At 69.4% G+C, this 24,574-nt stretch carries 25 protein-coding genes and 2 riboswitches; of the genes, 12 read left to right on the forward strand and 13 right to left on the reverse strand.

Features of this window, described 5'->3' with window-relative positions:
* Positions 1-167: 167 nt before the first annotated feature.
* A riboswitch (SAM riboswitch) is annotated at positions 168-283 on the reverse strand.
* Positions 284-549: 266 nt separating this feature from the next.
* From QYS60_RS15070 to yhjD, 4 genes are all read left to right on the forward strand, one after another.
* Positions 550-1,767 carry an NADP-dependent isocitrate dehydrogenase gene (locus QYS60_RS15070; protein WP_003935745.1) on the forward strand — a complete coding sequence of 406 codons (1,218 nt, stop codon included), beginning with the start codon at positions 550-552 and terminating at the stop codon, positions 1,765-1,767.
* Between the two features lie 85 nt (positions 1,768-1,852).
* Positions 1,853-2,656 carry an exodeoxyribonuclease III gene (locus tag QYS60_RS15075; RefSeq protein WP_371383549.1) on the forward strand — a complete coding sequence of 268 codons (804 nt, stop codon included), beginning with the start codon at positions 1,853-1,855 and terminating at the stop codon, positions 2,654-2,656.
* 72 nt (positions 2,657-2,728) lie between these two features.
* The gene (gene trpS / locus QYS60_RS15080; RefSeq protein WP_003935743.1) at positions 2,729-3,769 is read left to right on the forward strand and encodes a tryptophan--tRNA ligase; all 1,041 of its coding nucleotides are present in this window, start codon (positions 2,729-2,731) and stop codon (positions 3,767-3,769) included.
* 60 nt (positions 3,770-3,829) lie between these two features.
* Entirely contained in the window at positions 3,830-4,894 is a 1,065-nt protein-coding gene (gene yhjD / locus QYS60_RS15085; protein WP_289378733.1) for an inner membrane protein YhjD, read from the forward strand.
* Here yhjD and QYS60_RS15090 read toward each other — a convergent pair.
* Entirely contained in the window at positions 4,839-5,435 is a 597-nt protein-coding gene (locus QYS60_RS15090; protein ID WP_371383550.1) for a TetR/AcrR family transcriptional regulator, read from the reverse strand. The two genes, yhjD and QYS60_RS15090, sit on opposite strands and share 56 nt — an antisense overlap.
* 121 nt (positions 5,436-5,556) lie before the next feature.
* Between QYS60_RS15090 and QYS60_RS15095 the strand changes: the two genes are divergently transcribed.
* Both QYS60_RS15095 and QYS60_RS15100 read left to right on the forward strand, forming a co-directional pair.
* Entirely contained in the window at positions 5,557-6,564 is a 1,008-nt protein-coding gene (locus QYS60_RS15095; RefSeq protein ID WP_371383551.1) for an NADP-dependent oxidoreductase, read from the forward strand.
* 89 nt (positions 6,565-6,653) lie between these two features.
* Positions 6,654-7,694 (forward strand): NAD(P)-dependent alcohol dehydrogenase, encoded by a 1,041-nt coding sequence (locus QYS60_RS15100; RefSeq protein ID WP_289378739.1) that lies wholly within the window; start codon positions 6,654-6,656, stop codon positions 7,692-7,694.
* 58 nt (positions 7,695-7,752) lie between these two features.
* Here QYS60_RS15100 and QYS60_RS15105 read toward each other — a convergent pair whose 3' ends face one another.
* Genes QYS60_RS15105 through sdhC form a run of 4 tightly spaced genes read right to left on the reverse strand, consistent with a single transcriptional unit; the run spans position 7,753 to position 11,142 of the window.
* Positions 7,753-8,529: a succinate dehydrogenase iron-sulfur subunit gene (locus QYS60_RS15105; RefSeq protein WP_003935736.1), complete on the reverse strand. Its 777-nt coding sequence runs from the start codon at positions 8,527-8,529 to the stop codon at positions 7,753-7,755.
* Complete coding sequence (gene sdhA, locus QYS60_RS15110) at positions 8,529-10,280, reverse strand: succinate dehydrogenase flavoprotein subunit (RefSeq protein WP_289378740.1); 1,752 nt, start codon at positions 10,278-10,280, stop codon at positions 8,529-8,531. Before sdhA ends, QYS60_RS15105 begins: the two co-directional genes overlap by 1 nt.
* 15 nt (positions 10,281-10,295) lie before the next feature.
* Positions 10,296-10,736 (reverse strand): succinate dehydrogenase hydrophobic membrane anchor subunit, encoded by a 441-nt coding sequence (locus QYS60_RS15115; RefSeq protein ID WP_003935734.1) that lies wholly within the window; start codon positions 10,734-10,736, stop codon positions 10,296-10,298.
* Between the two features lies 1 nt (position 10,737).
* Positions 10,738-11,142 (reverse strand): succinate dehydrogenase, cytochrome b556 subunit, encoded by a 405-nt coding sequence (gene sdhC / locus QYS60_RS15120; protein WP_072786530.1) that lies wholly within the window; start codon positions 11,140-11,142, stop codon positions 10,738-10,740.
* 253 nt (positions 11,143-11,395) lie between these two features.
* On the opposite strand from sdhC, the gene QYS60_RS15125 reads away from it, so the two are divergent.
* The 5 genes from QYS60_RS15125 (at position 11,396) to QYS60_RS15145 (ending at position 17,812) form a co-directional block, all read left to right on the forward strand.
* Positions 11,396-11,818: a cytidine deaminase gene (locus QYS60_RS15125; protein ID WP_040781797.1), complete on the forward strand. Its 423-nt coding sequence runs from the start codon at positions 11,396-11,398 to the stop codon at positions 11,816-11,818.
* A complete protein-coding gene (locus QYS60_RS15130; protein WP_371383552.1) occupies positions 11,811-13,094 on the forward strand; it encodes a thymidine phosphorylase in 1,284 nt (427 codons plus the stop codon). Before QYS60_RS15125 ends, QYS60_RS15130 begins: the two co-directional genes overlap by 8 nt.
* A 17-nt stretch (positions 13,095-13,111) precedes the next feature.
* Entirely contained in the window at positions 13,112-14,212 is a 1,101-nt protein-coding gene (locus QYS60_RS15135) for an adenosine deaminase (RefSeq protein WP_289378742.1), read from the forward strand.
* 38 nt (positions 14,213-14,250) lie between these two features.
* Positions 14,251-16,341, forward strand: a complete 2,091-nt coding sequence (locus QYS60_RS15140) for an ATP-binding protein (RefSeq protein WP_371383553.1) — start codon at positions 14,251-14,253, stop codon at positions 16,339-16,341.
* 82 nt (positions 16,342-16,423) lie between these two features.
* Positions 16,424-17,812, forward strand: coding sequence for an NAD(P)/FAD-dependent oxidoreductase (locus tag QYS60_RS15145; RefSeq protein WP_371383554.1), 1,389 nt, complete (start codon positions 16,424-16,426; stop codon positions 17,810-17,812).
* Here the strand turns inward: QYS60_RS15145 and QYS60_RS15150 are convergent.
* Genes QYS60_RS15150 through QYS60_RS15170 form a run of 5 tightly spaced genes read right to left on the reverse strand, consistent with a single transcriptional unit; the run spans position 17,745 to position 21,026 of the window.
* Positions 17,745-18,971 carry a primosomal protein gene (locus QYS60_RS15150; RefSeq protein ID WP_371383555.1) on the reverse strand — a complete coding sequence of 409 codons (1,227 nt, stop codon included), beginning with the start codon at positions 18,969-18,971 and terminating at the stop codon, positions 17,745-17,747. The genes QYS60_RS15145 and QYS60_RS15150 overlap by 68 nt on opposite strands.
* A 60-nt stretch (positions 18,972-19,031) precedes the next feature.
* Positions 19,032-19,337 carry a YbaB/EbfC family nucleoid-associated protein gene (locus QYS60_RS15155; protein WP_003935726.1) on the reverse strand — a complete coding sequence of 102 codons (306 nt, stop codon included), beginning with the start codon at positions 19,335-19,337 and terminating at the stop codon, positions 19,032-19,034.
* A 5-nt stretch (positions 19,338-19,342) separates the two neighbouring features.
* Positions 19,343-19,675 carry a hypothetical protein gene (locus tag QYS60_RS15160; protein WP_289378747.1) on the reverse strand — a complete coding sequence of 111 codons (333 nt, stop codon included), beginning with the start codon at positions 19,673-19,675 and terminating at the stop codon, positions 19,343-19,345.
* A 41-nt stretch (positions 19,676-19,716) separates the two neighbouring features.
* Positions 19,717-20,691 (reverse strand): C40 family peptidase, encoded by a 975-nt coding sequence (locus QYS60_RS15165; protein WP_371383556.1) that lies wholly within the window; start codon positions 20,689-20,691, stop codon positions 19,717-19,719.
* Positions 20,688-21,026: a hypothetical protein gene (locus tag QYS60_RS15170; RefSeq protein ID WP_371383557.1), complete on the reverse strand. Its 339-nt coding sequence runs from the start codon at positions 21,024-21,026 to the stop codon at positions 20,688-20,690. The genes QYS60_RS15165 and QYS60_RS15170 overlap by 4 nt, the downstream gene beginning before the upstream one ends.
* 121 nt (positions 21,027-21,147) lie before the next feature.
* A riboswitch (guanidine-III (ykkC-III) riboswitch) is annotated at positions 21,148-21,214 on the forward strand.
* A 10-nt stretch (positions 21,215-21,224) separates the two neighbouring features.
* Between QYS60_RS15170 and QYS60_RS15175 the strand changes: the two genes are divergently transcribed.
* On the forward strand, positions 21,225-21,539 hold the full coding sequence (locus QYS60_RS15175) for a multidrug efflux SMR transporter (RefSeq protein ID WP_371383558.1): 315 nt from the start codon (positions 21,225-21,227) through the stop codon (positions 21,537-21,539).
* Positions 21,540-21,618: 79 nt separating this feature from the next.
* Here the strand turns inward: QYS60_RS15175 and QYS60_RS15180 are convergent, their stop codons facing one another.
* From QYS60_RS15180 to QYS60_RS15190, 3 genes are read right to left on the reverse strand one after another with little or no spacing between them, the layout of a single operon-like run.
* Positions 21,619-22,596, reverse strand: coding sequence for a glycine betaine ABC transporter substrate-binding protein (locus QYS60_RS15180; RefSeq protein WP_003935721.1), 978 nt, complete (start codon positions 22,594-22,596; stop codon positions 21,619-21,621).
* Positions 22,593-23,387 carry an ABC transporter permease gene (locus QYS60_RS15185; RefSeq protein WP_371383559.1) on the reverse strand — a complete coding sequence of 265 codons (795 nt, stop codon included), beginning with the start codon at positions 23,385-23,387 and terminating at the stop codon, positions 22,593-22,595. The genes QYS60_RS15180 and QYS60_RS15185 overlap by 4 nt, the downstream gene beginning before the upstream one ends.
* Positions 23,384-24,574 carry an ABC transporter ATP-binding protein gene (locus tag QYS60_RS15190; protein WP_003935719.1) on the reverse strand — a complete coding sequence of 397 codons (1,191 nt, stop codon included), beginning with the start codon at positions 24,572-24,574 and terminating at the stop codon, positions 23,384-23,386. The genes QYS60_RS15185 and QYS60_RS15190 overlap by 4 nt, the downstream gene beginning before the upstream one ends.

Below are 24,574 nucleotides of genomic sequence, written 5' to 3' on the forward strand. Positions count from 1 at the left end.
CCGGCGGGCTGTCCCGCGTGGATCTGCTTGGTCTCGAAGCTCCAGCCGTCTTCGCGCCGGGTGTTCTCGCTGTCGGTCATGATGTCCTTACTGGCCGTGGTCGGGAGGTCGGGGGCGGCTAGTGACGACAGCTCATGATCACAACCCTCATGACGAATACCTCCATCGGACCGGCTTGTCGTGCGGCGTGTCGCCGGACGACCGGGTCATCACCCGGAGCACCCCACCCTGGCCGGAGGGTTGCCGACCAGCAAGCCGGGGCTTCACGCTGGTACTCATGACCTGGCGCGAGTCTAGCGGCTCGAACAGACGCTTCGGTAGGCGACCCGTACCTGCCGGCGTAGGGCGCCTGAGCAGGCGAAAGTTACCCGCGGGTAGTCGGGGGTGCGCTTGGCGGACCGGGGCAATAGCAGTACGCTCGTCTTGTTTGGACCGTGTTCCGTACGTGTGAGCACGCCATGAATGGTTCATTGAGCCGACCACGATCGCACCCACAAAGTGGGATCGACTTGGGACCAGGGACACTTCCTAGGAGGACGCGAAGCGCACATGTCCAAGATCAAGGTTGAGGGAACGGTCGTCGAACTCGACGGCGACGAGATGACCCGCATCATCTGGCAGTTCATCAAAGACAAGCTGATCCATCCTTACCTGGATGTGAATCTCGAGTACTACGACCTCGGCATCGAGCACCGCGATGCGACCGACGACCAGGTCACCGTGGATGCGGCCAACGCCATCAAGAAGCACGGCGTCGGCGTCAAGTGCGCCACCATCACTCCGGACGAGGCCCGGGTCGAGGAGTTCGGCCTGAAGAAGATGTGGCGCTCGCCCAACGGCACGATCCGTAACATCCTGGGCGGCACCATCTTCCGTGCCCCGATCATCATCTCGAACGTGCCCCGTCTGGTGCCGGGCTGGACCAAGCCGGTCATCGTCGGCCGTCACGCCTTCGGCGACCAGTACCGCGCCACCGACTTCAAGGTCGACCGCCCGGGCACCGTCACCATCACCTTCACGCCGGAGGACGGCTCCGAGCCGATCCAGCACGAGGTGTGCCAGATTCCCGAGGACGGCGGCGTCGTCATGGGGATGTACAACTACAAGAAGTCCATCCAGGACTTCGCGCGGGCCTCGCTGTCCTACGGCCTGCAGCAGAACTACCCGGTCTACCTCTCGACCAAGAACACGATCCTCAAGGCCTACGACGGCATGTTCAAGGACGAGTTCCAGCGGATCTACGAGGAGGAGTTCAAGGCGGAGTTCGACGCCGCCGGACTCACCTACGAGCACCGCCTCATCGACGACATGGTCGCTTCCTCGCTCAAGTGGGAAGGCGGTTACGTCTGGGCCTGCAAGAACTACGACGGCGACGTGCAGTCGGACACCGTCGCGCAGGGCTACGGTTCGCTGGGCCTGATGACCTCCGTGCTCATGACCCCGGACGGAAAGACCGTCGAGGCCGAGGCTGCGCACGGAACCGTCACCCGGCACTTCCGGCAGCACCAGGCCGGCAAGCCGACGTCGACCAACCCGATCGCGTCGATCTTCGCCTGGACCCGTGGTCTCGAGCACCGCGGCAAGCTCGACAACACCCCCGAGGTGATCGAGTTCGCCCAGCAGCTCGAGGACGTCGTCATCAAGACCGTCGAAGCCGGCCAGATGACCAAGGACCTCGCCCTGCTCATCGGACCCGAGCAGGCCTGGCTGACCACCGAGGAGTTCCTCGCCGCGCTCGACGAGAACCTCCAGAAGGCTCGCGCCTGACGCACGGACCGCACACGACGGGACGCCCCTGCCGGGGGCGTCCCGTCGTCGTTGCGGGTCGGGTCCGTCCGCTACGGTGACCGGCGTGCCTCATGTCGTCTCCACCGTCAACGTCAACGGCGTCCGTGCCGCCGCCGGCAAGGGACTGCTCGCCTGGCTGGCCACCGAGCCCGCCGACATCGTGTGCCTGCAGGAGGTGCGCGCCACCGAGCAGCAGTTCCATGCGGCGATCGCGCCGGCCCTCGATGCCGGGTGGTACGTCGTGTCGGCCGAATCGGAGGCCAAGGGCCGTGCCGGGGTCGCGATCCTGTCGCGGCGCCCCGCCGACTCCTCCCGCGTCGGGTTCGACGAGGACGAGTTCGCGGCCTCCGGACGGTACGTCGAGGCGGACTTCGGCGATCTGACCGTCGGCAGTCTGTACCTGCCCACCGGGGAGGCCGACACCCCGAAGCAGGAAGAGAAGGAGCGGTTCATGGCGTCGTTCGCGGCGCACCTGAACCACCGGGCCGCCGAGGCGGAGGCCGTGGGCCGGCACATGGTGGTGTGCGGGGACTGGAACATCGCCCACACCGAGCGCGACATCAAGAACTGGAAGGGCAACGTGAAGAAGTCCGGGTTCCTGCCCGGCGAACGCGCCTGGCTCGATGCCCTCCTCGCCGACGGCCGCTGGGTCGACGTGGTGCGCGCCCTGCACCCCGACGTCGACGGCCCGTATTCCTGGTGGTCCTACCGCGGCAAGGCGTTCGACACCGACGCCGGCTGGCGGATCGACTACCACCTCGCGACGGCGGGGCTGGCCGCCCGGGCGAAGGAGGCCCGCGTCGAGCGCGCTGCCACCTATGCCGAGCGCTGGTCGGACCACGCCCCGGTCACCGTGCAGTTCCGCTGATCCGGGCGGACCCCGCGATCGGAGCCGACCTCCCGGGAGCGGCTCTTCCCGCACGTGAAAGTATCGACAACCATGGCGAGCACTGCAGAACAGAACACCACCACGCCGACCGCCCGGCCCCGGGTGCTGTCGGGTATCCAGCCGACCTCCGATTCGTTCCACCTCGGGAACTTCCTCGGCGCGCTGCAGCAGTGGGTTCCGTTGCAGGACGAGTTCGACGCCTACTACTTCATCCCCGATCTGCACGCGATCACCGTGCCGCAGGATCCGAAGGGGTTGCGCCGGCGCACTCTGCGGGCGGCCGCGCAGCTGCTCGCCGTCGGCATCGATCCGGACCGGTCGGTGCTGTTCGTCCAGAGTCAGGTACCCGAGCACGCCGAGCTGGCGTGGGTGCTGAGCTGTATCACCGGCTTCGGCGAGGCGGGCCGGATGACGCAGTTCAAGGACAAGTCCGCCAAGGAGGGCACCGAGCACGCCAGCGTCGGTCTGTTCACCTACCCGGTGCTGATGGCGGCGGACATCCTGCTGTACCGGCCGCAGCGGGTGCCGGTGGGGGAGGATCAGCGTCAGCACCTCGAGCTGACCCGGGATCTCGCCCAGCGGTTCAACACCAGGTTCGGCAAGACGTTCGTCGTTCCCGAGCCGCAGATCATCAAGGGCACCGCCAAGATCTACGACCTGCAGAACCCCACGGCGAAGATGAGCAAGTCCGCCGCGACCCCGGCCGGCCTGATCAACCTGCTCGACGATCCGAAGGTTTCGGCGAAGAAGATCAAGTCGGCGGTGACGGACAACGAGCGCGAGATCCGCTTCGACCCCGCGAACAAGCCCGGCGTGAGCAACCTGCTCACCATTCAGGCCGCCCTGTCCGGCCGGCCCGTCGACGAACTCGTGGCCGGCTACGCGGGCAAGGGATACGGCGACCTCAAGACCGACACCGCGGAGGTGCTCACCGAGTTCGTCACCCCGTTGCAGGCGAAGGTGGACGAGTACCTCGCCGACGAGGCGGAACTGCTGCGCATCCTGTCGACCGGCGCCGACCAGGCCCGCGAGGTGGCTTCCCGGACACTCGGCCAGGTCTATGACAAGGTGGGATTCCTGCCCCGCAAGTGAGCCGGGGCGTGCGCCGGACGCAGCACACGGGCGGCGGAACGCGGAAGGAGTTGCCCACCGATGGCCGACGATTCCACCGAACCGTCGAAACCGGGGTTTCTCGAGCGGCAGCGCGCGGCGCATCCGGCACTCGACCATCTGGTGCGGGCCGGCTTGCGATACCAGGAGCAGAAGGGCGACTACTACGCGGCAGGGATCACGTACTTCAGTGTGCTGTCCCTGATTCCCATCCTGATGCTGTCGTTCTCGATTGCCGGCTTCGTGCTCGCGGGCCGGCCCGAGACCCTCGAACAGCTGCAGACCGCGATCGCCCAGAACATCCCCGGTGAACTCGGCGCGACGGTACAGGGCCTGGTCGACTCCGCGATCGCCTCCCGCAGTGCCGTGGGCACCCTCGGTCTGCTCACCGCCGCATATGCAGGAATCGGCTGGATCACCAACCTGCGGGACGCGCTCACGGCGATGTGGGACCATCCGCACGGCAAGACGGGGTTCGTGCGCACCAAGGTCAACGACGTGCTGACCCTCCTCGGCCTCGGCCTCGCCATCGTGGCGTCGCTGGCCCTGTCGGCCGCGAGCAGCGGACCGGTCATGGACTTCTTCGTCGGTCTGCTGCGGCTCGAGAACGTGCCCGGCGTCGGCGTGGCGCTGACGGCGGCGACGATCGCCATTTCCGTGTGCGCGACGTGGGTGCTGTTCACCTGGGTGATCGCCCGGCTGCCCCGGGAACCCGTCACCTTCCGCAGCGCGATGCGCGCCGGTCTGCTCGCCGCCGTGGCGTTCGAACTCTTCAAGCAGGTCGGTTCGATCTACCTCTCCCGGGTCACCAGCGGCCCCGCCGGGGTGGCCTTCGGCCCGATCCTCGGCGTGCTGGTGTTCGCGAACCTGACCGCCCGGATGGTGTTGTTCGCCACCGCGTGGGCCGCGTCGTCCAAGGAGAATCTGGTCATGGCTCACGTGCCGCCCCCGGAGCTGGCACGGATCACACCGCGCGTGGAGGTGCACGAGGGGCCCGGGCTGCGGGGCGGTCTGGCCCTCGTCGGTGCCGGAGCGCTCGGCGGGGTCCTGCTCAGCGAGCGCTCGCGCGCCATTCGTCGAGCTGCGCGATCGCGGTTTCGGCGGTAGCGACCGCCTCGTCGCGGTCGACGCGGGCGAGGAGCAGGGTGCTCGTCGACAGCGACGTCAGTACCCGCACCCGCCGGGCGAGCGTCTCGTCGTCGGCGGCGGGATCGAGGGCGCGCAGCGCGTGCGCGAACGCGGTCGCCAGCTCGGTGCGGTAGGCGGTGACGACCGCGCGTTGCGTCTCGTCGTGCGCGGCGAGGCCGGCGGCGCTGTTGAGCAGCAGGCAGCCGCGGCGCGGCGAGTCGTCCGGGAGGGCCGCGACGGTGCGGGCCAGCGCCCGGAAGTAGTGTGCCGCCGCATCGGGGGCGGTCGGTTCGTCGGTGAGGACGCGCAGCCGGGGGTGGACGACACGGTCGAGGTAGTCGCGCACCGCGGCGTCGAACAAGCCGCGCTTGCTGGTGAAGGCGTTGTAGAGACTCGACCGGTTCAGGCCCGTCGCCCGCTCGAGCTCGGGAACGGAGGTGGCCTCGAAACCCTTGTCCCAGAACAAATCCCGTGCCCGTTCCACGACGTCGGCGGTGTCGAACCCCGGTGGCCGTCCCATGCGCCCTTCCGATCTCCGTTGTGCAATGACCGGTCCAGTATATATTGGAAAGGTCAGTTCAATACTCCGGAGCCGCCGGGACAGTCCCAGCGGCTCGAGACGTGAGGAAGGTTCACACCCGGTGACCTCTAGCACCCAGATCCAACTGGTCCGGCGTCCCGTCGGCTGGCCGTCGCACGACGACTTCCGCACCGTGACGGTCGACCTGCCCGACCTCGGTCCGAACCAGGTCCGTGTCGTCAACGAGTTCGTCTCGGTCGACCCCTACATGCGGGGACGGATGAACGACGTCAAGTCCTACATCCCGCCGTTCGCCCTGGGCGAGACCATGACCGGCGGCGCCGTCGGCCGCGTCGTGGAGTCGACGTCGCCGGCCCACCCCGTCGGCTCGGTCGTGCTGCACGATCTGGGCTGGCGCGACGTCGCGCAGGGCGACGCCAGGGCCTTCCGGGTGGTCGACGAGCTTCCGGGGGTTCCGATTTCCGCCTACCTCGGCATCCTCGGCCTGACGGGGCTGACCGCCTACGTCGGTCTGATGCACATCGCCCGCCTGCAGCCGGGTGACACCGTCTTCGTCTCCGGGGCCGCCGGAGCAGTGGGCACCGCCGCCGGACAGATCGCCCGGCTCGAGGGCGCGAGCCGGGTGCTCGGCTCCGCCGGCTCCGAGAGCAAGGTCGCGATGCTCACCGAGCGCTACGGCTACGACGACGCGTTCGACTACAAGTCGGCGCCCGTGCGGCGTCAGCTGCGCCGGGCCGCCCCCGACGGGATCGACGTGTACTTCGACAATGTCGGCGGCGACCATCTCGAGGCAGCCCTGGACGTCCTGCGCGACGGCGGCCGGGCCGCCCTGTGCGGCGCGATCGCCCTGTACAACAACACCGAACGCACGGCCGGGCCGGACAACATGGCCAACATCATCACCCGGGGGCTGACCCTGCAGGGCTTCACCCTCGGCCACTACACCCACGTCTTCCCCGAGTTCGCGGCGAAGATGGGGCCGTGGCTCGCGGCTGGCGACGTGGTATTCGACGAGACGGTCGTCGACGGCATCGGCAACTCGGTGGATGCCTTCCTCGACCTCATGCGCGGGCGCAACGTCGGCAAGATGCTCGTCCGGACTGCCTGACGTCCGGCGCCGGAACGGCCGGCGTCGCGCAGTGGAAGAGTCGCTGTAGCACCGGGCGGGCCCACCCCCCCGGTCGTAGAGTCGGGCGCATGAAAGCCCTCCAGTACACCGAGATCGGCTCCGAGCCGGTCGTCGTCGACGTCCCGACTCCGTCGCCCGGGCCGGGTGAGATCCTGCTGAAGGTCACCGCGGCCGGGTTGTGCCACTCGGACATCTTCGTGATGGACATGCCGGCGGAGCAGTACGCCTACGGTCTTCCCCTCACCCTCGGCCACGAGGGTGTCGGCACCGTCGCCGAACTCGGTGACGGCGTCACCGGATTCGAGACGGGGGACGCCGTCGCCGTGTACGGGCCGTGGGGTTGCGGTGCGTGCCACGCGTGCGCGCGTGGCCGCGAGAACTACTGCACCCGCGCCGCCGAACTGGGTATCACCCCGCCCGGTCTCGGCTCGCCCGGGTCGATGGCCGAGTACATGATCGTCGACTCGGCGCGCCACCTCGTCCCGATCGGGGACCTCGACCCGGTCGCCGCGGTTCCGCTCACCGACGCCGGCCTGACGCCGTACCACGCGATCTCGCGGGTCCTGCCGCTGCTGGGACCCGGCTCGACGGCGGTCGTCATCGGGGTCGGCGGACTCGGGCACGTCGGCATCCAGATTCTGCGCGCAGTCAGCGCGGCCCGCGTGATCGCCGTCGATCTCGACGATGACCGCCTCGCACTCGCCCGTGAGGTCGGTGCCGACGCGGCGGTGAAGTCGGGCGCCGGTGCGGTGGACGCGGTCCGGGAACTGGCCGGCGGTGAGGGGGCGACGGCGGTGTTCGACTTCGTCGGCGCCCAGAGCACGATCGACATGGCCCAGGAGGTGGTCGCGGTCGACGGGCACATCTCGGTCGTCGGCATCCACACCGGCGCGCATGCCAAGGTCGGCTTCTTCATGATCCCGTTCGGGGCCTCCGTCGTGACCCCGTACTGGGGCACCCGGTCCGAGCTGATGGAGGTCGTGGAGCTGGCCCGCGCCGGCCGGCTGGACATCCACACCGAGACGTTCACCCTCGACGAGGGGCCCACGGCCTACCGGCGGCTGCGCGAGGGCAGCATCCGCGGTCGCGGCGTCGTCGTTCCGGGCTGATGCGACGACGAAGGCTCCGCACTCGGGTCGAGTGCGGAGCCTTCGTCGGGTACGGGGATCAGCGAGCGAACAGCAGCGCGCGCTTGACCTCCTGGATCGCCTTCGTCACCTGGATGCCGCGGGGGCACGCATCGGTGCAGTTGAAGGTGGTGCGGCAGCGCCACACGCCCTCGACGTCGTTGAGGATGTCGAGACGCTCGGCGGCGCCCTCGTCACGGCTGTCGAAGATGAACCGGTGCGCGTTGACGATGGCGGCGGGACCGAAGTAGCTGCCGTCGTTCCAGTACACCGGGCACGAGGTGGTGCAGCACGCGCAGAGGATGCACTTGGTGGTGTCGTCGAAGCGGGCCCGGTCGGCCTGCGACTGGATCCGCTCGCGGGTGGGCTCGTTGCCGGTGGCGATGAGGAACGGCTTCACGGCGCGGAACGCGTCGAAGAAGGGCTCCATGTCGACGACGAGGTCCTTCTCGACCGGCAGGCCGCGGATCGGCTCGACGGTGATGGTCACCGGCTTGCCGTCCTTGGGCAGCATGTCTTTCATCAGGATCTTGCAGGCCAGGCGGTTGACGCCGTTGATCCGCATCGCGTCGGAGCCGCACACGCCGTGCGCGCAGCTGCGGCGGAACGTGAGGGTGCCGTCGAGGTAGCCCTTCACGTAGAGCAGCAGGTTGAGCATGCGGTCCGACGGCAGCGCCGGAACCTGGAAGCTGTCCCAGTGCTGACCCTTGCCGTCCTCGGGGTTGAACCGCGCGATCTTGAGGGTGACCATCGTGGCGCCCTCGGGCACGGGTGGCAGGTTCGAGACGTCGGCTTCGTTCTTCTCGAGGGTTGTCATCAGTACTTCCGCTCCATCGGCTCGTAGCGGGTCTGCACCACCGGCTTGTAGTCCAGGCGGATGGGGGAGATCAGCTCCGTTCCCTCCTTGTAGGCCATGGTGTGCTTGAGGAACTTCTCGTCGTCGCGCTTCGGGAAGTCCTCGCGGGCGTGACCGCCGCGCGATTCCTTCCGGTTGAGCGCACCGGCGACGGTGACCTCGGCCATCTCGAGCAGGAAGCCCAGCTCGACGGCCTCGAGCAGGTCGCTGTTGTAGCGCTTGCCCTTGTCCTGGACGGTGATGTGCTTGTACCGCTCCTTCAGCGCGTGGATGTCCTCGAGCGCCTTGGTGAGCGTCTCCTCGGTGCGGAACACCGAGGCGTTGTTGTCCATGGACTGCTGCAGCTCGCTGCGGATGTCCGCCACGCGCTCCTTGCCACCCGCGCCCAGGATCCGCTCGAGCCACTCCACGACGTTGCGGGCCGGGTCCTCCGGCAGGTCCACGTGGTCGTGGGTGTTCGCGTACTCGGCGGCAGCGATGCCGGCGCGACGGCCGAACACGTTGATGTCGAGCAGCGAGTTGGTGCCGAGGCGGTTGGCGCCGTGGACGGAGACGCAGGCGCACTCGCCGGCGGCGTACAGGCCCGGGACCTCGTCCTCGTTGTTGCGCAGCACCTCACCGTTGATCTTGGTGGGGATGCCGCCCATCACGTAGTGGCAGGTCGGGTACACCGGCACGAGCTCGGTGACGGGGTCGACGCCGAGGTAGGTGCGGGCGAACTCGGTGATGTCCGGGAGCTTCTCCTCGAGGACGTCCTCACCGAGGTGGGTCACGTCGATGTAGACGTAGTCCTTGTTCGGTCCGGCGCCGCGGCCCTCGAGCACCTCGAGCACCATCGAGCGGGCGACGATGTCGCGGGGCGCGAGGTCCTTGATGGTGGGGGCGTAGCGCTCCATGAAGCGCTCGCCGTCGGCGTTGCGGAGGATGCCGCCCTCGCCGCGCACGGCCTCGGAGATCAGGATGCCAAGGCCCGCGAGTCCCGTCGGGTGGAACTGGTGGAACTCCATGTCCTCGAGCGGCAGGCCCTTGCGGAAGATGATGCCCATGCCGTCACCGGTGAGGGTGTGCGCGTTGGACGTCGTCTTGTACATCCGGCCCGAGCCGCCGGTGGCGAACACGATCGACTTCGCGTGGAAGATGTGGATCTCGCCGGTGGCGAGCTCGTAGGCGATGACGCCGGTGGCGACGGGACCCTCGGGGGTCTGCGTCAGCGCGATGTCGAGGGCGTAGAACTCGTTGAAGAACTCCACGTCGTGCTTGACGCAGTTCTGGTAGAGCGTCTGCAGGATCATGTGGCCGGTGCGGTCGGCCGCGTAGCAGGCGCGCCGTACCGGGGCCTTGCCGTGGTCACGGGTGTGGCCACCGAACCGGCGCTGGTCGATCTTGCCCTCGGGGGTGCGGTTGAACGGCAGACCCATCTTCTCGAGGTCGAGCACCGCGTCGATGGCCTCCTTGGCCATGATCTCCGCAGCGTCCTGGTCGACGAGGTAGTCGCCACCCTTGACGGTGTCGAAGGTGTGCCACTCCCAGTTGTCCTCCTCGACGTTCGCGAGGGCGGCGCACATGCCGCCCTGCGCGGCGCCGGTGTGGCTGCGGGTGGGGTAGAGCTTGGTCAGAACTGCGGTGCGGGCGCGGGGACCGGCCTCGATGGCCGCACGCATGCCGGCGCCGCCGGCACCGACGATGACCACGTCATAACGATGTTCCTGCATGAAGTCGTAGCTCCCCTAGCTCGCAACGATGTTGGGGTCGAAGGTGAAGATCACGTAGGTGCCCAGGCCCATGATCAGGATCATCGACACGACCAGGATCGTGTTGAGCCAGAATCGGGTCGAGTCCTTGCGGGAGTAGTCCGCGATGACGGTGCGCAGGCCGTTGCCGCCGTGGAGCTGCGCGAGCCAGAGCATCGACAGGTCCCAGAACTGCCAGAACGGGCTGGACCAGCGTCCGGCGACGAACGCGAAGTTGATGCGGTGCACGCCCTCGTCCAGCATCAGCATGATGAACAGGTGGCCGAGCACCAGGATGATCAGCGCAAGGCCGGACAGGCGCATGAACAACCAGGCGTAGAGCTCGAAGTTGTTCTTCGCGGCACGGCGCGGGGAGCGCGGATTGTCGAGGCTGGCCGGGCGGTCGTACGCCTTGCCGAGAGTCTTGGCTTCAGTCATCTCAGTGCCCCGCAAACATGTTGTAGAAGATGCGACCGGCGGCCGGGATCATCACCACGAACCAGATCGCCAGGACCGTCCAGAGCATCACCCGCTGGTACTGCGGGCCCTTGGACCAGAAGTCCACGAGCATCACGCGCAGGCCGTTGAGGGCGTGGTAGAGCACCATCGCCACCAACCCGAGCTCCATGAGCCCGACGACGGGATTCTTGTAGGTCTCGATGACACTGTCGTAGGTTTCGGGATTGACCCGGACGAGTGCCGTGTCCAGGACGTGGACGAAAAGGAAGAAAAATGTCGCCACGCCTGTGATCCGGTGCAGAACCCAGGACCACATGCCCGGGTCTCCCCGGTAAAGCGACCGTGTGCGCCCCGGTGCGGGAGCGGCTTCAGTCGTGCTGCTCATCGAGTGCTGTGCCTCCAACGTCAATGGTGGACGCGTCGAGCCTCTCCAGCCTCTGGGGGATTCCGCAGCACGGGCTCGACGTGAACCTGAACCGACTTCGACCGACTTTAGTCCTATTCGAAAGTCGGGAACTAATTCGCGTGGCGGTTCGTACGGCCGCCGAATTGCAAGTTAGGTTTGCCTTTCCAACTGTGATCTGGCCCGGCCGGGTCGGTGAATCGTGGAATCGACCACCGTGACAGGATGGGCAACTATGCCGGACGTAGACTGGAAAACCTTGCGCGCCAAAGCACATGAGGTGATGGGCCGCGCGTATGCACCCTACTCCCGTTTCCCGGTGGGGGCCGCGGCGCTCGTGGACGACGGACGGATAGTCGTCGGATGCAATGTGGAAAATGTCTCACACGGAGTGGGCCTGTGCGCCGAGTGCGTACTGGTCGGTAACTTGATTTCCGGTGGTGGCGGGCGGTTGCGTGCCGTCGCCGTCTGCGACGCTCGCGGAGCCGTCCTGAGCCCGTGCGGGCGCTGCCGGCAGATCCTCGCCGAACACGGTGGTCCCGGCCTCGAGGTCGACACGCATCGCGGTCCGCGCCCCATTTCCGAACTGCTGCCGGACGCGTTCGGGCCCGGCGACCTGGATGCGGTGCGCGAGACGGGAGGGACCGACCGTGCCTGACGCCCTGTCGATCATCACCCGCAAACGGGACGGCAAGGAACTCAGCGGCGCCGAGATCGACTGGATCATCGAGGCGTTCACCCGCGGCGTCGTCGCGGACGAGCAGATGGCGGCCCTCGCGATGGCGGTCTACTTCCGGGGCATGACGCGCGCCGAGACCGCCCGCTGGACCACCGCAATGATCGACTCGGGCCGGCGCCTCGACTTCACCGGCCTGGGCCTGCCCACCGTCGACAAGCACTCCACCGGCGGTGTAGGCGACAAGATCACCCTTCCGCTGGCCCCGCTCGTCGCCGCCTGCGGCGTCGCAGTACCCCAGCTCTCCGGCCGCGGACTCGGCCACACCGGCGGCACCCTGGACAAGCTCGAGGCGATTCCCGGCTGGCGGGCGGAAATGAGCACCACCGAGATCGCCGAGATCCTCGCCGACCCGGAGGTGGGTGCCGTCGTCTGCGCGGCCGGCGCCGACCTCGCCCCGGCCGACCGCCGCCTCTACGCCCTGCGCGATGTCACCGGCACGGTCGAGTCCATTCCCCTGATCGCCAGCTCGATCATGAGCAAGAAGATCGCCGAAGGCACCGGCGCCCTCGTCCTCGACGTCAAGGTCGGCTCCGGGGCGTTCATGAAGAACCTGGGCGACGCCCGCGAGCTCGCCCGCACCATGGTCGAGCTGGGCGAGGACGAGGGACTGCACACCACCGCGCTCCTCACCCGGATGGACGTCCCGCTCGGACGCACCGCCGGCAACGCCCTCGAGGTGCGCGAGGCCGTCGATGTACTCGCCGGTGCCGGCCCGCCCGACGTGGTCGAGCTGACCCTCGCCCTCGCCCGCGAAATGCTCGCCGCCGTCGGCCGCGACGACGTCGACCCCGCGGACCGGCTGCGCGACGGCACCGCCATGGACCGGTGGCGCGCGATGATCGCCGCGCAGGGCGGGGACCCCGACGCACCGCTGCCCACGGCCCGGTACACGGAGGAACTGCGCGCACCCGGCGACGGCGTGCTGGCCGAACTCGACGCGATGGCGGTGGGTGTGGCCGCATGGCGACTCGGCGCCGGGCGGGAACGGCAGGGCGAACCCGTGCAGGCCGCAGCGGGGATCGAGCTGCACGCGAAGCCGGGGGACCGGGTCCGCGCCGGGGACACGATCGCCACCCTGCACACCGACACTCCGGCGAAGTTCCCTGCCGCGATGGCGACCCTCGGCGAGGGCGTGCACATCTCCGATTCCGCGCCGGCGACACGGCCGCTCGTCGTCGAGCGGATCACCGCCTAGCCGACTACCGTCGGGGCATGACGGAGCCGGCGACGACGACACTGACCGAACCCGCCCTGCGGACCGCGCCGAAAGTGCTTCTGCACGACCACCTCGACGGCGGTCTGCGGCCGGGAACCGTGCTCGAACTGGCCGATGCCTGCGGATACCGGCTGCCGGCCGGCACGGAGCCCGAGCTGGCGCGCTGGTTCCGGGACTCGGCCGACAGCGGGTCGCTCGAGCGCTACCTCGAAACGTTCGCGCACACCGTGGCCGTCATGCAGACCCCGGACGGCCTCGAGCGAGTCGCCCGCGAATGCGTGCTCGACCTCGCCGCCGACGGCGTCGTCTACGCCGAGGTCCGGTTCGCGCCCGAACAGCACCTCGAGCGGGGGCTCGACCTGGACTCCGTGGTCGAGCACGTGCTCGAAGGTTTCCGATCGGGGGAGTCCGCGGTGGAGGCCTCCGGGGCCCAGCCGATCCGGGTGCGGCTGCTGCTCACCGCGATGCGGCACGCCGCCCGGTCCCGGGAGATCGCCGAACTCACGGTGCGGTTCCGCGACCGCGGCGTCGTCGGGTTCGACATCGCCGGCGCCGAGGCCGGCTACCCACCGAGCCGGCATCTCGATGCCTTCGAGTACATGCGCGCCGCCAACGCGCACTTCACGATCCACGCGGGAGAGGCATTCGGACTGCCGTCCATCCACGAGGCCATCGCGTTCTGCGGCACCGACCGCCTGGGCCACGGCGTGCGCATCGTCGACGACATCACCGTCGCCGAGGACGGCACCGCCACCCTCGGCCTGCTGGCGAACTACGTGCGCGACAAGCGGATCCCACTCGAGCTGTGCCCGAGTTCGAACGTGCAGACCGGTGCCGTCGACACCCTCGAACGGCACCCGTTCGACCTGCTGGCGCGTCTGCGGTTCCGGGTCACCGTCAACACCGACAACCGGCTGATGAGCGACACCACGATGAGCAAGGAGATGATGCGGCTCGTCGAGACGTTCGGGTACGGATGGTCCGACCTCGAGCGGTTCACGATCAACGCGATGAAGTCCGCGTTCCTGCCGTTCGACCAGCGGCTCGAGCTCATCGACAACGTGATCAAGCCCGGCTACGCCGTCCTGATCGGCTGACGGTACCGCCGGCGGTCGTCACCTCGTAGGGTCGAGGTATGAGGGACCGCGTCCCGCCCTCGGCAACTCTCGGCGACGTGCTCGCCGCGCGCCGCCGCCGCCGGTTCGTCGGGCGTTCGGCCGAACTCGAACTGGTACGTGCCGCACTCGACGCGCCTCGATCCCCGTTCTCGGTGCTGTACCTGTACGGACCCGGAGGGATCGGCAAGACGAGCCTGCTCGACGAGGTCGCCGATCTCGCCGTGGCTGCCGGATCCGCTCTCGTGCGTCTCGACGGGAGAGACCTCGTCCCCGACCCGGTTGCCGTGCTCGCGGCTTTGGCGGACCACCTCGACGTGGACGCGGACCGAATCGCCACCACCTCCGGGCAACGGCTCGTGACGGTGATCGACACGTACGAGGCACTCGCACCGATCGACGGCTGGATCCGCCGGAATCTGCTGCCGCGGTTGCCGGAAGACGCGATAGTCGTGATCGCGGGACGGAATCCACCGTCGCCGCAGTGGCGGTCGGATCCGGCATGGGGCGATCTGCTGCGAGTGGTGTCGCTGCGCAACCTCGCGCCACCGGAGAGCGTCGAGTACCTGCGCGCCGCCGGGGTCCGCGACGACCTGCACGAGCGCCTCTGCCGCGTGGCCCACGGCCACCCGTTGGCGCTGTCGTTGCTCGCCGACGCGGTGCTCCGCGGCGGCAGCACGGACGCGGATCCGCTGACCCCCGACCTCGTGGGGATGCTGCTGCACCGGTTCGTCGACGAGGAACCGGGCACTGTCCGCCGTCGGGCACTCGAGGTGTGCGCCCTCGCCCGCGTGACCACGGAATCGCTCCTGCGGGACGCGCTCGGGGCGGACGACGACTGCGCCCACGACGCGTTCCGGTGGCTTCGGGGCCTGTCCTTCGTCGAGACCGGAGCCGACGGTCTCCATCCTCACGACCTGGCCCGCGACGTCATCGACGCCGACCTGTGGTGGCGGGACGCCGACAGCTACGCCGACGTCTTCCGCCAGGTGTGGCGGCACATCCACCGGGTGCTCGACTCGGCGACCGGCCGGCGGCAACAGCAGGCGATCTTCGATCTGAAGTTCGTGTTCCGCAACCTCGCCGGCGTGCTGTCGCCGGTGCAGTGGGAGAGCTGGGGCCGGCACTATCCCGAGCCCGCCACCGCTGCCGACCACGCGGCGGTCGTCGAGCTGGTCCGGGCTGCGGAGGGCGAGGAATCCGCACAGCTCGCACGGTGGTGGCTCGCACGGCAACCGGACGGCTTCTTCGTGCTCCGGGACCTGGACGGGACCGTCCGCGGGGTGATCGGGCTGCTGGACCTCACCCGCGCCACCGAGGCGGATCGGGTCGGCGACCCGGGCGCCGCGGCGGGATGGCGGGCCGTGCAGCGATGTACGCCGCTGCGCGAGGGCGAGGTCGTCACCCAGACCCGCTTCGTCGTGGACCGGGAGGCGTACCAGGACCCCTCGCCGACGCTCAACGCAGTCCCGATTCTCACGATGCAGCGATGCCTCACCACTCGAGGTCTTGCCTACGACGTGCTCGTCCTGGCCGAGCCGGACCGGTGGGACGACTACTTCGCCGTGGCCGATCTGCCGCGGGTCGACGGCGGCGATTTCGTCGTCGGTCGCCGCCGGTTCGGCTTGTTCGCCCACGATTTCCGGCGCGTCCCGGTCGACGCCTGGCTCGAGCGGGTGACGGAGCGGGCGCTGGCTCGCGGTCCGTCCCCCTCCGTGCCCGGCGCACCCGTGCTGCTCGTGCTCTCCCAACCCGAGTTCGCGCAGTCGGTCAAGCAGGGACTGCACGACCTGCGGCGACACGACCTCCTCGCCCGCAATCCGCTGCTGCGAACTCGGGTGCTCCACGACCGGACCGGCTCCGGGGAACCCGACGCTGCGCTGCTCGAGGAGGTGCTGCGCGACGCGGTCACCACCCTGGCCGACCATCCCCGCGACGACAAACTGCTGCGGGCCGTGGACCGGACGTACCTGCGACCGGCCGCGACCCAGGAATCGGCCGCAGCGGCGCTCGGCCTGCCGTTCAGCACGTATCGCCGGCATCTGACCGCAGGGGTCGAGCGGATCGTGTCCTGGCTGTGGGACCAGGAGGTGTACGGCCGCCGGCAGTGAGCACAGTCGAGTACCGAACGGACTGGTGACCGAGCAGATTCCGGCCGCATGCTTCTCGCACTCGAACGAGGAGGTGCCGGAAATGACGACACGAATCGGTGAGCGTGCCGTGGTACTCGGAGTGGGAACGGCCGGTCTGCTGGCCGCACGGGTGTTGTCGGATGCGTACTCGGATGTGGTGGTGATCGACCACGACAGGCTGCCGGACGGCGCCGCGGCGCGGCGCTGTGTGCCGCAGGGACGCCACATCCATGTGCTGGTGGCCGGCGGGATGCGCGCCATGGAGAAACTCCTGCCCGGCCTCACCGCAGAACTCGTCGCAGACGGGGCGCCGATGGTGGACCAGTGCGGCGACGTGCGCTGGTATCTCGGCGGCCACCGCCTCCGGCAGGCGGCAAGTGGCCTGACGGCGGTGAGCGCGAGCCGGCCGAATCTCGAACGTCGGATACGGTCCCGTGTCGCCGCACTACCGGGAGTGCGGATCGTCGACCGGTGCGACGCCCTGGGGCCGACCGTGAGCAGCGACGGTCGACGGGTCACCGGCGTGCGCGTGCTCCGCAGGGCGGACGGCAGCGGCGAGGAAGTCCTCGACGCCGACCTCGTCGTCGACGCCACCGGGCGCGGTTCGCGAACCCCGGCGTGGCTCGAGCAGCTCGGATACCCCCCGCCCGCGCGGGAGGAGGTGCGCGTCGATCTCACGTACGTCACCCGCACCTACACTGCCGATCCGGCACACATGGGCGGCGACCTGGGCATTCTGCTCGCGCCGTCCCCGCCGGACCCGCGCGGCGCCGCCCTCCAGACGATCGAGAACGGCCGCTGTCTCGTGACGGCGGTGGGCATGCTCGGTCACCGGCCCCCGGCCTCACCGGAGGGCTGGGTGGACTTCGTGCGGTCCTTGCCGTGGCCGGACGTGTACGACGCGATCCGGGACGCCGAGCCGCTCGACGCACCCCGGTCGTACCACTTTCCGGCAAGCCGACGCGTGCGCTACGAGCGGTGCCGGCGGCTGCCGCAGGGACTGCTGGTGATCGGCGACGCGGTGTGCAGCTTCGACCCGATCTACGCGCAGGGAATGAGCGTCGCGGCGTTCGAAGCCGTGCTCCTCGCCGAACACCTGGCCCGCGGCCGGGAACCGGACCCGCACCGGTGGTTCCGGGACGTGGCGAAGGTCGTCGCCGTGCCCTGGGACATGGCGACCGGCGGAGACCTCGCCTGGCCGGAGGTCGAGGGCCGGCGCGGCGCGAAAGTGCGCGTGGCCAACCGTTATCTGCCGCTCGTCCACGCCGCTGCCGTACAGGATGCCGAGGTGGTCCGGGCATTCTTCCGCGTCGCGGCGATGGTGGACCCGCCGGGGAAACTGTTCGCCCCGCCGATGCTCCGCCGGGTGCTCCGGCGATCGGTCAGTGCTTGTGCAGCCGGGCCTCGAACTCCCGCTCGAGAGCCCGCCACGCCTCGGCCTCCGCGGTGAACGGCGCGCTGGGCGCGAGCCGCGTCGGATCCGGTTCGAGCACGTAGTTGACGAACCAGCCCAGCTCGGTGGAGCCGGCCAGCGCGGCGTCGGTGCTGTCGTCCTCGGCGTAGTTCGCGGCGTCGGTGAACAGCTCGACCGCCAGATCCAGCTGATCGGCGTCCACCGCCTCCGTGCCGTGCTCGATGTCGTCGGCGATCCCGGGCAGCACGTACACGTTCTCGTCCGTCACGCCGATCTCGAGGGAACCGTCCGTCGCGGCGTGCCGGATGTCGTCGTAGGTACTCAGCGCCGCCAGATCGTGGTCGTGGTGGTCGGCCAGATAGCGCGCCAGGGCGCGCTCGGTGGGGAACACCAGTATCGTCCCGTCCCGGCCGAGGAACAGCGCATCGTCGTCGAGGTAGCAGCGCAGGGTGAACCACGTGCCGTCGGAGGCGATGATCTTGACCGGGTCGATTCCGACCGCGGTCCAGAAGCTCGTCTCCTCGTCCCCGTCGACGAACTCGTACTCCTCGTCCTCCGCCTCCTCGGCCGCGTCCTCGGCCTCGACGACGTTCTCCTCGGCCGCGACGAGTTCCGCTTCGGCTTCGGCGACGAGTTCGGGGTCCACCGCGGGTGACTTCACGACGCCGTCGATCGCGTCGAGCACCCCGTCCCAGTCCTCGGCAACGGCCGCGCCGACCCGATTCCACAGTTCCACGCCCTCGCGGCCCTCGAACGCCGCGACTCCGTGGCTCAGCAGCGCCTCGATCTCGGCCCGCTCGAAGAACTTCGTCACCGGCTCGAGTTCGCACACGTCGCCGAGGACGGACGCGATGTCGAACGTGTTCTGCAGTTCGGCGACGGACTCCGGATCCGCGTCGTCCGCCACGAGTTCCGGCACGCCGATCAAGTCGTACGAATGGCTCTCGTCCGGCTCGAACTCCTCCGCCGCGAGTTTGGACACGACCGGCCAGGCCGGATGCTCGACGAGGTCGTTGTCGGCGCCGGAGCGGACGAACGCGACGAGTTCGGCCACCGCACCGAACGCATACAGATCGTCACCGTGGCCGAGGAACGCCTCCCATTCGTCGTCGCCCTCGCGCCACCGCGGCGCCCAGAGGGTCGCGACGTCGCCGTCGGTGAGACCGAGCTCGATCGGGACGATGTCTCCAGCCATGGTCGCCAAGCCTAGCCATCTCCGGGCCGAAGACATAGCGGGGCGACGGTGAGACAGCCGTCACCCGAGCGCACCGCGGAGTTCCCCGAGCAGACGGGCCCGTTCGGCGGCGGCGACCCGTGCGGCCTCGTGCGCCGTGGCCAGGATCGATGCCGTCACGTCGCGGGTGTGGTGCCCGCGCAGCGCCTCGGCGAGCCACAGTCCGGTCAGGGCGCCGTTGCCGTCCACCTCGGCCCGCACGAGGCCGTCCGGGCTCGTCGCGGTGCCCGAGACCACGCCGAGTGCGGCCACGCAGTCCTGCAGGGCCCCGAGCCGCGTGCGCACACTCTCCACGATTTCCGTCACGCGCTGGTCGCTCGCCGACATCGCGCTCACCACCGGAGCGCCGAGCGAGGACCGGCCGCGTGCCCGTCTTCGCGGCGCGCACGCTGCACGTCGTCGTGGGTGGGCAGGCCCAGCCGATTCAGCAGCCCCTCCGGTATGCCTCCGTCCGCCAGTTCCTCGCGGTGCCGCGCAGCGGCCTCGACTGTCGCGCGCCGGCACAGCGACACGATCTGTTCGGCCAGTTGTGCTGTGCCGTAACGCAGTTCGCTCTGATCGATGTGCAGGTCGACGGGCAGGCCCTGTTCGGTGGTGCGTACCGAGACGGTGCCGGCCCGGTTCCGGGCGGTCGCCGTCGTGATGGTCGTCTCCGCGGTGTCCATACCGGACTTGGACGCGCACCCACGCCGATCGGTTCCCGTGTTCACCCGGTGGGGCGGAAGAATCCCTGGAATCCCATCTCTCCGTTCGTGGTCCGGATCGGCGACAGTTGGACCGGGTCACCCGCCTCGACCATGAGGCCGTTTCCGACGATCATCGCGACGTGCCCGTCCCACACCGCGAGATCGCCGGGTTGCACCGCGCTCGCGTCGACTGCGGTTCCGACGTCCTGATCCTGGGCGAGGCGCGGGATCTGTACTCCTGCCTGCCCGTACGCCCACTGGGTCAGGCCGCTGCAGTCGAGGCCCTGCCCCGGTGCGGTCCCACCCCACACGTAGGGCGTGCCCTGCTGGGAGAGCGCGTGCCGCACGGCATCGGCCGCCGCGCGATTCGGTGCGACGGCCACGCTGCCGTCCGGTAGCCGCACCTCGGTTCCCTGGCTGCCGAAGGCTCGCAGCTCGCCGTCCTGCGGCGCGACAGGTTCCTGCCCCGGCGGTGCAACCGGGGCGGGATCCGGCGGCATCAGCTCTGCCATCCGTGTCGTGTGGTCCGCCAGCGTGGAGGTGACCCGGGCCAGGACGTCGAGGCCCGCTGCGATGTGTTCGACGGCCGCCACCAGCAGCATCGTCTGCGCCTGTGGGAGTGCGGCGAGGGGAGCGGAGCGTTCGGCCAGCGTCGCGAACGAGTCGATCAGCCGGGCGATCTCGGCGGCACCGGTGAGGACGGTCGTCGTCGCTTCCACCGCGACGTCGGCGATGGCCGTCCCGCGGTCGGCGGCGGCGACGACGTCGGTCAGGGCCCGTTCGCCGCTGCGGACGGCGGTCTCTGCGGCAGCCCCGGCCCAATCCCACGCGAGCTCGCCCAGCGCGGTCCGGCCCACCGTGTGGACGCCTTCGACCAGTTCTGTGCAGGAGCGCAGTGCCGCGGCCGGATCGGTGGCGACGGTGCCGGTGCCGAACGCCGACAGCAGCTCGGTCAGGGGAGCGGCGAGCAGGTCCACCTCCGGCACCGCGGTCACCGCGGGGCTCCGGCGGCCTCCAGCAGTGCGGATTGGGTGGTGACGGCGCGTTCGTACGCGGCGGCGGTGGCACCGGCGACCGCGCCCATTGCCGCGAAGGTGCCGCCGAGCCGGGTCAGTTCGGTCCGATGGGCGCGGTGAGTGGCCGTGAACGCGGCGAGGAACGCGGTGCCGACCGGACCGAATGCCGGCGCCAGGGGCGCCGGATCGACAGCGTGTGCCTCGGCGGCGGCTTCGTGGAGCCGCTCGGCCATGGCCGCAGCGGTGCGTCCGAACGCCGCGATCGTCTCGGGTCGAGCGCGTACCACGTCGTGGTTTCCGGTGCCTGCGTCCATTCGGGCTGTTCCCCCTCGGTGAAACGGATCGTCCTTCGACCGGTTGGACGCAGCGGGTGGTGCCCCGGTTCCGCGCCGGCGGGCCGGATTTGTTCCCCGCCACGGGGTGTGGGACCTTGGAAGCGAGCCCGGAACCCGGGTTCCCGGACGAGGGGCGCCGTACCCGGTGTGCGACAAGACGGCCCGAGGGAGCCTGTGATGTCGTGGTTGGTGCTGGTGGTGTCCGGGGTGCTGGAAGCGGTGTGGGCCACGGCATTGGACCGCTCCCGAGGGTTCACCCGTCTCGTTCCGACGGTCGTGTTCGTCACGGCGCTGATCGCGAGCATGGCGGGCCTGGCCTACGCGATGCGTCGACTGCCGGTGGGAACGTCGTACGCCGTGTGGGTGGGCATCGGCGGGGTGCTCACCGCGGTGTACGCGATGGCGACCGGGAACGAATCGGTCTCGGCATGGAAGATCCTGTTCCTGACCATGATCGTCGGCGGCGTGGTGGGACTGAAGTTCGTCCACTGACACGGCAGTTCGTCCACTGACACGGCAGTTCGTCCACTGACACAGCCGCGGGTGCAGCCGGTGTCCCACTCCCGGTCACCTATTCGACGAAGCCCTCCTGAACCAGCCAGTCGTAGGCGACCTCGGCCGGCTCCTGGCCGTCGACGTCGATCCGCCCGTTCAGTTCGATGAGTGTCTCGTCGGTCAGTTTCCGGGAGACAGGGGCGAACAACTCCGCGATCTGCGGGTTCTCGGTGAGGGTCTCCTCGCGGACGACGACCGCCACGTTGTAGATGGGGAAGAACTTCCGGTCGTCCTCGAGCACGGTCAGATCCAGGGCCTCGATCCGGCCGTCCGTGGTGAACACCTCGCCGAAGTTGCAGTCGCCGCGTGCCGTCGCCTCGTAGATGGCGCCGGTGTCGAGCGTCCTGATGTTCTCGCGCGGCACACCGGATCCGAGCGGAATGCCGTAGGTCTCGAGCATCGGCTGCAGGCCGTCGTTGCGGTTGGCGAACTCGGATTCGACGCAGAAGGTGCGTTCGGGGACCGGGATGTTCGCGATGTCGGAGAGCGAAGCCACGCCGAGGCGTTGCGCATTGGCGCTGGTGGCCGCGAATCCGTAGGTGTTGTTCATGGGGGCGGGCGGCAGCCACACCAGACCGTTCTCGCGCAGGTCCTCGTCGCGCACGGCCTCGTACTGGCCGCGCTCGTCGGGGATCGGTTCCTCGTGTCCGAGATAGGCGATCCATGCCGTGCCGGTGTACTCCCACTGCAGATCGACCTGTCCCTCGAGCTGCGCCTGGCGGGCACTGGCGCTGCCGGGGATGTTGGTCAGATCCGTGACGTCCGCGCCCGCCGAGCGCAGCAGGATCACCGCCATCTTCCCGAGGAGGAGGGCCTCGGAGAAGTTCTTCGACCCGACCGAGATGCTCGCACCGTCGAGCGGCTCGACGGACTGCAGCGGGCCCGCGAGTTCGCCGGTGGGGACGAAACCGCCGGCGGTTCCCAGCCCGCACGCGACCAGCGTCGACGCCGCGAGGAGCGCTCCGGCAAGCCGGGACAGAAGACGTGCGGTCACGAGCGGAGCCCCTTCGGCCGGACCGTGAACTCGAGCATGCGCCCCGCCCAGTCGACCAGAAGGGCGAGCAGCGCCACCAGTAGCGCACCGCTGACGAGGACGGGATAGCGGAAGAGGGTGATTCCGGTGACGATGAGGGAACCGAGGCCGCCGGCGTTGATGAAGGTGGCGAGAGTGGCGGTGCCGACCAGCAGAACGAGCGCGGTGCGGACACCGGTCATGATCACCGGCAGGGCGAGGGGCAGCTCCACCCGGAGCAACACGCCGAACCCGGACATGCCGAGTCCGCGCCCGGCCTCGACGAGGGTCGGATCGACACCTTCGATGCCGGTGATCGTGTTCCGCAGGACGGGAAGCACGGCATACAGGGTCAGGGCGACGACGGCGGTGCCGAAACCGAATCCCAGCCAGATGGCCAGCAGCACGAGCAGTCCGATGGCCGGCGCCGCCTGCCCGGCGTTGGCGACGCCCACCGCGACGGGCGCGAGGGCGCGCGACGCCGGCCGGGTGAGGGCGATCCCGAGGGGGACGGCGATCACGACGACGAGGATCGCCGAGACCGCCGTGAGTTCGACGTGTTCCCGGAGGAGAGTCGAAATGGTGATCCATTCGAGCTGGCGGGACTCGATCGAGTCGAGGTCCGCGTTCGCGCGCCACAGCAGCCAGGCGGCGAACACCACGGCGACGACGAGTGGCAGGACGAACAGCATCGCGGTACCGCCGCGGCGGCGCGAGGGAGGACCCGGACGGGTACCGGACCCTGCGGTCGACGGTTCGGTGTCGATGCTCATGTCCGGTGTCCCGTCTCGCCGGGGCCTGCGGCCGCGGACTGCGACTCGCCGCCGCGGATCCGTCCGGTCACCGATTCGAAGTTGATCAATCCCTGGAATTCGCCCTGCCGCCCGGTCACGATCGCGGCCCCGTGCGCGGAGGCGAGCATCGTGTCCAGTGCGTCGTTGAGGGTGGCGTGCCGGTCGAGGGTGACCAGGTCGTCGGGGTCGCCGTCCGGGACGGTGCCCGAACCCTGCAGCTCGCGCACCCACAACCAGGCCACCGGACGACGGCGCCGGTCGAGGACGACGACGGTGTCGTCTCCGCGCGCCCTGGCGCGTGCGACGGCCTCGTCGGCGGAGCTGCCGACTTCCGCGGTGGTGAGTTCGGCCAGTTCGACTTCCGCGACGCGGCTGAGCGAGAGCTGTTTGAGGGTGGAACCGGCACCGACGAATTTCTCCACGAACGGGCTCGCGGGCGCCGACAGGATCGTCTCGGGGGTGTCGTACTGCGCGACGTGCCCGCCCTCCTGCATGATCAGGATCCGGTCGCCCAGTTTGACGGCTTCGTCGATGTCGTGGGTGACGCACACGATCGTCTTGCGCAGATCTTCGTGGATGCGCAGGAGCTCGTCCTGCAATCGGAGCCGGGTGATCGGGTCCACCGCGCCGAACGGCTCGTCCATCAGCACGACGGGTGGGTCGGCGGCGAGGCCCCGGGCGACGCCGACCCGCTGCTGCTGCCCGCCGGACAGCTCCCGCGGGTACCGGTCCCGGTACCGGTCCGGGTCGAGGTTGACCAGTTCGAGCAGCTCGGTGACGCGGTCCGCGGTTCGCCGCCGGTCCCACCCCAGCAACCGGGGCACGATCGAGATGTTCTGCGCGACCGTCATGTGCGGAAAGAGGCTGCCGCCCTGGATCACGTACCCGATCCGCCGCCGCAGGTCGTCGACGTCCGCCGACCGGATGTCGTCGCCGCCGATCCGGATGGTTCCGGACGTGGGTTCGACGAGACGGTTGATCATCTTCAGCGACGTGGTCTTGCCGCAGCCCGACGGCCCCACGAACATCACGATCTCACCCGCGGGGATGTGCAGGCTCAGACCGTCGACTGCCGGGCGCGCCTGCCCGGGGAACGTCTTGACCACGTCGATCAGGTCGATGTCGGTGCCGCTGATCCGGGCGGCGGACGAGGACGGCGGGTTCAT

The organism is Rhodococcus sp. GXMU-t2271 (assembly GCF_041414735.1).
In the GTDB taxonomy this organism is placed as follows: Bacteria; Actinomycetota; Actinomycetes; order Mycobacteriales; family Mycobacteriaceae; genus Rhodococcus; species Rhodococcus indonesiensis.